We start from the raw sequence: 6506 nt of genomic DNA on the forward strand, positions 1-6506 counted from the left end.
ATCCAGTCCCCGTGGCCCAAGAAGACGGTGTGATTACCATTGAATTCAAACCTTTCGGTATTGAACTCAACTTTATCCCCCGCGTGGTGGACAAAGACCTGATCAACCTCGAGCTTGAGGCAGCGGTGTCGGCCATCGACCCCACGAACGGTTTTGCCATCGACGGTTTTGAAATCGACGCCTTCTCGCGGCGTGAAACATCAACGACCGTCGAAATGCGCGACGGCGAGAGTTTTGCAATCGCAGGCCTGCTCGAAGACAACTTTGATGACAACTCCAGTCAATTGCCCTGGCTTGGCGATGTGCCGATCTTGGGAACGTTGTTCCGATCTGCCAGCTATCAACGCAATCAGACTGAATTGGTGATCATTATCACAGCTCACCTTGTATCACCCGTGCGTGGTGACGTGTTGGCGCTGCCCACAGATCGCATCAAACCGCCAAGTGAACGGGACTTGTTCCTTTATGGCCGCACAGCCGCCGGCACCCGCACCCCTAGACAAGGTGCCGCAGGCGAGGTTGCCAAACAGGACTTCTCCGGCTCATATGGTTACGTGTTGGATTAAGGACAGGGTCATGAAATCGATCATCTCAGTCACATTGCTCGGTAGTCTCGCTTTGGCGGCCTGCACGTCCCGTGACCCGGTTTACACCCAATTCTACCGCGAAGCGGGATCTTTGGTCGATACCGGCCAGTTTGGGAATGCAACCGCCAACAACACCCTGCTTTTGACCGGCGAACGTCAATATACGTTCGATCTGGCCAATCGCTTTGCAACCGAAGTCGGCACAACCGTCAATTTCGCTTTCAACTCTGCGACATTGGATGCAGGGGCACGCGACGCCCTGAACGAACAAGCACGTTTCATCCGCCAATTCCCCGAAGTACGTTTCCGCGTCTACGGGCACACAGATGCTGTCGGATCTTCGGGCTTCAACAAACAGTTGGGTTTGGCGCGTGCGCGTGCCGTCGTTGGTTACCTTTCAACACAAGGCATCAACCGCTCGCGGCTTGAAGCTGTTGCATCTTTCGGTGAAACACAGCCATTGATCGTGACCCAAGGGCGCGAACGCCGCAATCGGCGCACAGTGACCGAAGTGTCGGGCTTCGTGAAAAGCAACCCCACTGTTCTGGACGGCAAGTACGCTCAGATCATCTATCGCGATTACGTCGAATCAGGCACCGCTGGATCTGGGCTGAGCGGCATCAAAGGTTCCGATTTACGGACAGAACAGTAAATACAAACCACATCTTTACGGCCTCAAGCGCGCAGACAATCCTTGTCTGCGCGCTTTATCGTTTATAAATGCCAAACAATTGGAGCTTTTTGGCCTAATTCTCGCCTGATTTGACTGCGACAACCGCCCCTAAGGATACGTATGCCCAATTATTTTGGGCGCGGGTACGACAGTCAAACAGGCGTAGAATGCGTCTTTGCCGCTATCTGTACCCTTTTATTAAAGGACGACGGGTCAAATGAGCAGTGTCATGCCAACACCAGAAACCACACCCATTGTGGCATGTACCATCAGTCGCGATGTGCAGAATTTTGATTTGTTGATCGAAGACATGGAACAAGCCCTAGGTGAAACCTGGGGCGATCTAAGTTTTGCAGAAGCCCTTGCCTTTTTTAACCAGCCCGATGCCGAGGCGTTGGAATTTGTAGCGCTTGCTTTGGATCAATCCGACGAAGACAACCTTATTTTGATGAGTGAAATCATCAAACAGGCCAAAGAACGCAACATTAAAGTCATCCTTATTGCAGAAGACGTATCGCCCGCATCGTTGCATCAATTGCTGCGCGCAGGGGCCGACGAATTTGTCCCCTACCCGCTGCCAGAAACCGAATTGCAACAGGCCATCGATCGCCTGCATACAAAAGAACAGCCACAGCCCGTTGAAGCAAAAGCCAACAGTCAGCTACGAAGCGGCAGCAACAAAGAAGGTGCTGTTTTTGTGACCCACGGTGTTGCTGGTGGCACAGGTGCTACGACACTGGCGGTGAACCTTGCATGGGAACTGGCTTTGTTAAATCCGTCGGACACCCCGAACGTCTGTCTTTTGGACTTTGACTTGCAGTTTGGTTCGGCCTCGACATTCCTAGATCTTCAACGCCGCGAGGCCGTGTTCGAGATGCTCTCGGATACCGAGGCCATGGACGAAGATTCTTTTGGCCAATCCCTTATGACATTCCAAGATCGTCTACAGGTTCTGACAGCGCCTGCCGATATGATCCCGCTTGATCTGATCACGCCCGAAGACATCACACGTGTGATTGATATGGCGCGTGCGCACTTTGATTACGTGGTTATCGACATGCCTTCGACCCTGGTGCAATGGACTGAAACAGTACTGAACGCCGCCCACATCTATTTCATTACAATGGAAATGGATCTGCGGTCTGCTCAGAACACATTGCGCTTCAAACGTGCCCTGCAATCCGAAGAATTGCCCGTCGAAAAGCTGCGTTATGTGCTGAACCGTGCACCCAAGTTCACCGATCTAGGGGGTAAGGCGCGGGTCAAACGACTGGCCGAAAGCTTGGATATCTCGGTCGAGGTGCAATTGCCGGAGGGTGGTAAGCAGATCACCCAAGGCGCCGATCACGGCCTGCCCTTGGCGACAGCTGCCGCAAAGAACCCGTTGCGCCGCGAAATCGCGAAACTCGCAACATCCATCCATGAATTGAGCGACGCTCAAGACAAAGCGGCTTAACCGCACTTCTCGGAGGTACCGGAATGTTTTCTAAGTACAAAAAAGACGCGGGCAAACCAGCCGCCGCTCCTGTGGTCGAAGTGGTTGAGACACCCAAAGCTGCGGCACCAACCAAAATCGCGCGCAAGGCAAACGCTACAACCGCGACGGTTATGCCGATGGATAAAGAGCGTAAGAAAAAAGAACGCATGGGCGAGATCAAGCTCGAACTGCACAGCGTTCTTTTGGACAACCTCAACCTGTCCGCCCTCGAAAGCGCGACGGACGCGGATTTGCGCCAAGAAATCAGCGCGATCACCAATGAATTCCTTGAAGAGAAAAACATCATCTTCAACCGCGAAGACCGCCAAACCCTGATTAAAGAACTGTTTGACGAAGTAACGGGCCTTGGTCCGCTGGAAACCTTGCTTCAGGACGAGACGGTCAACGATATTCTGGTGAACGGCCCACAACAGATTTTTGTGGAACGTGCGGGTAAACTGCAACTGACCGATGTGACCTTTAAAGACGAACGTCACTTGCTGCGCATCATCGACAAAATCGTGTCGGCTGTTGGTCGTCGTGTCGACGAATCAAACCCTTACGTCGATGCGCGTCTGAAAGACGGGTCGCGTTTCAACGCTATGGTTCCGCCGATTGCGGTCGATGGTAGCCTTGTTTCCATTCGTAAGTTCAAAAAAGACAAATTGGGCATCGACGACCTGGTCCAATTTGGCGCCTTTACCGAAGAAATGGCCGCCTACCTTCAGGCGGCAGTGGCAACACGTCTGAATGTGATCGTTTCAGGCGGTACCGGTTCGGGTAAAACAACCACGCTCAACGCGCTGTCGTCTTTCATCGACAACGCCGAACGCATCCTTACCATCGAAGACACCGCCGAACTTCAGCTGCAACAAACCCACGTGGGTCGGATGGAAAGCCGCCCCCCCAACGTGGAAGGTAAAGGCGAAGTGTCCCCGCGTGATTGTCTGAAAAACGCCCTTCGAATGCGGCCTGACCGCATCATCGTTGGTGAAACGCGCGGCGAAGAAGTTATCGATATGCTTCAGGCGATGAACACAGGTCACGACGGTTCGATGACCACAATCCACGCCAACTCGGCGCGCGATGGTGTGTCTCGTCTGGAAAACATGATCGCGATGGCTGGGATCGAAATGCCGCTTAAAGCCGTGCGTAGCCAGATTTCTTCGGCTGTGAACTTGATCGTGCAAGCCTCGCGTTTGCAGGACGGATCGCGCCGCATGACATCTATTACCGAAATCACCGGCATGGAAGGCGACGTCATTTCCATGCAGGAAGTGTTTCGTTTCCAACGCGTCGGCCTGACGCCAGACAACAAAATCATCGGTCACTTCACCGCCACTGGCGTGCGTTCGCACTTTTCTGAACGCTTCCGCATGTGGGGTTATGATCTGCCAGCCAGCATCTACGAACCCATAGCGGCCGAATAAGAAACCTTGTGATGCCAACCACTTCTCCACTTGAGGATTAAGAAAAATGAGCGCAGAACCAATCATTTACGGGCTGATCTTCATCGGCGTTCTGGTCCTGGTTGAGGGCCTGTACCTTGTTGCTTTTGGTAAATCCATCAGCCTGAACAACCGGGTGAACCGCCGCCTTGAAATGCTTAACAAATCAGGCGGACGGCGCGAAGAAGTGCTGGACCAGCTGCGCAAAGAGATGCAGCAGCACATGGGCGCGCGTTCAATCCCTCTTTATTCACTGCTTGCGGATCGTGCCCAAAAGGCCGCCATCGCCTTTACACCCAAACAGTTGATCCTGGTGATGGGCGGCGTGTCTCTCGTGGCTTTTGTGGGCCTAAGTGTCGGTACAGAAACCGCACCAGCTGTGCGCGTTTTGCTGTCCATTGGCATCGGGGTCGGCGCTGTGTTCTTTTGGGTCAGCTCAAAGGCCAGCAAACGTATGGCCATGATCGAAGAACAACTGCCCGATGCGGTTGAACTTATGGTGCGTTCCCTGCGCGTTGGTCACCCATTTAGCTCCGCCATCCAAATCGTTGCCAAAGAAGTCCAAGATCCTCTAGCCTCTGAATTCGGGGTGATCGCGGATGAATCCGCCTTTGGCCGGGACGTGGGCGAGGCGCTCAAATCGATGGCCGAACGGTTGGACATGCAAGATTTGCGTTTTCTTGCGGTCGCCGTGACCATCCAACAACAATCCGGGGGTAACCTAGCCGAGATCCTGATGGGTTTGGCGAAAGTTATCCGCGCGCGTTTCCGCCTGTTCCGCCGCGTCAAAGCCATCACCGCCGAAGCGAAATGGTCTGGCAAATTCTTGTCCGCCTTCCCGCTTGTGGCCTTGGTCGTGATCCAGGTCGGCGACCCGCATTACTATGACGAAGTCCGCGACCACCCCTATTTCATCCCGGCCTGTTTCGCCGTCGGCATCTTCTTGTGCGTCAACCTTGTGGTGATGCGCGTATTGACCAACATCAAAGTCTGAGGACCCCGCTATGGAAGCCCTGCTGCAACCAATCACCGACATCCTCGGCCCCCTCGGGCCAATCGTTATCGCTGGCGTATTGGGATTAATGATGGTCGTCATCGTCATCGTCATGATGATGCGCCAACCCGAAGACCCGCTAGACAAGCTTAAGAAAAACAGACACGCCGCTGCCTCTAACGGGCCGCAAAAGGAACGTCTGCGCCAAGGTGCTGGCAACCAACAGCTGCAGAAATTTTCGAAGTTTCTGGAACCCGAGGACGTGGCCGAACTGTCTAAACGCCAATTGATGCTGCGTCAGGCGGGCTATCAGTCGCGTGACGCGGTGCGCGTGTTCCACGCCGCCCAATTTATTTTGGGGGTTCTAGGGTTGATTGCTGGTGTAGTTTACACCAACTTCATCGTTGGCACCGAATTTATGACCACACAAAAGATCGCCATGTGGACACTTGGGCCCGGCGGCATCGGTTACTATTTACCGCAATATTGGGTCACGCGCCGCGTCGAAGAACGCAAAGAACAAATCACCCAAGGTTTCCCAGATTCGCTTGATATGATGCTGGTCTGTGTCGAGGCTGGTCAGTCGCTTGACCAATCCATCACCCGCGTTGCCAACGAATTGCAGGCCTCATACCCCGCCCTTGCCGACGAATTCCAAATCGTGAGCTACGAAATGAAGGCTGGTAAGGACAAAGTGACCGTCCTGAACGATATGGCCGAACGCTGCGGCGTGCAGGACGTGGCCAGTTTTGTGACCGTTTTGGTGCAATCAGCCAGTTTCGGTACATCAATCGCCGAAGCCTTGCGCGTCTATGCTGGTGAAATGCGCGACAAGCGCGTGATGCGGGCCGAAGAAGCGGCCAACAAACTGCCAACCAAAATGACATTGGCCACTATGATGCTGACAGTTCCGCCACTGTTGATCATTCTTGTCGGCCCGTCTGTGCACGGCATCACACAATTGGGTAACTTGGGGAACTAGATTGCCGCACATTATGTGTTAAAAGACATGCACCGCGCGCCGTTTGGTGTGCGGTGCAGTCATATAAAAGGTCGAAAAGACCCCATGTTTTCAGGCGTCCGGGCCCTGCCCGCTTTCATTCTTGCGCTTTGCCTTGCCGCCTGCACCACGAGCGGCATCAAGGTAGGCGACACTGGCCCCTTTGCCCCCGGCGTGGATCGGCGCGGCGAAGCCGTGGACGGCGTCGAAGTCGGCCACCGTCTGATCGCTGCGGGCGAATTTGAGCTTGCCATCAAATCCTTCAACCGTGCGGCCCTTAATCGTGGGGGATTTGACGGTGAAATCCTGTCTGGGCTGGGCACTGCT

At 54.1% G+C, this 6506-nt stretch carries 6 protein-coding genes and 1 pseudogene; all 7 read left to right on the forward strand.

What is annotated here, in order from left to right; translation table 11 throughout:
* Positions 1–566, forward strand: a 566-nt coding sequence (locus tag ABJF76_RS08580) for a type II and III secretion system protein family protein (protein WP_413822551.1), incomplete at its 5' end; no start/stop codon positions are given.
* Between the two features lie 10 nt (positions 567–576).
* Positions 577–1239, forward strand: a complete 663-nt coding sequence (locus tag ABJF76_RS08585; RefSeq protein ID WP_413822316.1) for an OmpA family protein — start codon at positions 577–579, stop codon at positions 1237–1239.
* A 238-nt stretch (positions 1240–1477) separates the two neighbouring features.
* Positions 1478–2716 (forward strand): AAA family ATPase, encoded by a 1239-nt coding sequence (locus ABJF76_RS08590; protein ID WP_413822315.1) that lies wholly within the window; start codon positions 1478–1480, stop codon positions 2714–2716.
* 23 nt (positions 2717–2739) lie between these two features.
* A complete protein-coding gene (locus tag ABJF76_RS08595) occupies positions 2740–4167 on the forward strand; it encodes a CpaF family protein (RefSeq protein ID WP_413822314.1) in 1428 nt (475 codons plus the stop codon).
* Between the two features lie 46 nt (positions 4168–4213).
* Entirely contained in the window at positions 4214–5179 is a 966-nt protein-coding gene (locus ABJF76_RS08600; RefSeq protein WP_413822313.1) for a type II secretion system F family protein, read from the forward strand.
* A gap of 10 nt (positions 5180–5189) precedes the next feature.
* On the forward strand, positions 5190–6161 hold the full coding sequence (locus ABJF76_RS08605) for a type II secretion system F family protein (protein ID WP_413822312.1): 972 nt from the start codon (positions 5190–5192) through the stop codon (positions 6159–6161).
* 84 nt (positions 6162–6245) lie between these two features.
* Positions 6246–6506: pseudogene (locus ABJF76_RS08610) on the forward strand (hypothetical protein); the annotation flags it as partial.

The sequence above is a fragment of the Tateyamaria sp. genome (assembly GCF_039940735.1).
In the GTDB taxonomy this organism is placed as follows: domain Bacteria; phylum Pseudomonadota; class Alphaproteobacteria; order Rhodobacterales; family Rhodobacteraceae; genus Tateyamaria.

Coding starts and splice junctions, on each gene's coding strand:
- ABJF76_RS08585 (WP_413822316.1), top strand. CDS start 577: ATGAAATCGATCATCTCAGTCACATTGCTCGGTAGTCTCGCTTTGGCG.
- ABJF76_RS08590 (WP_413822315.1), top strand. CDS start 1,478: ATGAGCAGTGTCATGCCAACACCAGAAACCACACCCATTGTGGCATGT.
- ABJF76_RS08595 (WP_413822314.1), top strand. CDS start 2,740: ATGTTTTCTAAGTACAAAAAAGACGCGGGCAAACCAGCCGCCGCTCCT.
- ABJF76_RS08600 (WP_413822313.1), top strand. CDS start 4,214: ATGAGCGCAGAACCAATCATTTACGGGCTGATCTTCATCGGCGTTCTG.
- ABJF76_RS08605 (WP_413822312.1), top strand. CDS start 5,190: ATGGAAGCCCTGCTGCAACCAATCACCGACATCCTCGGCCCCCTCGGG.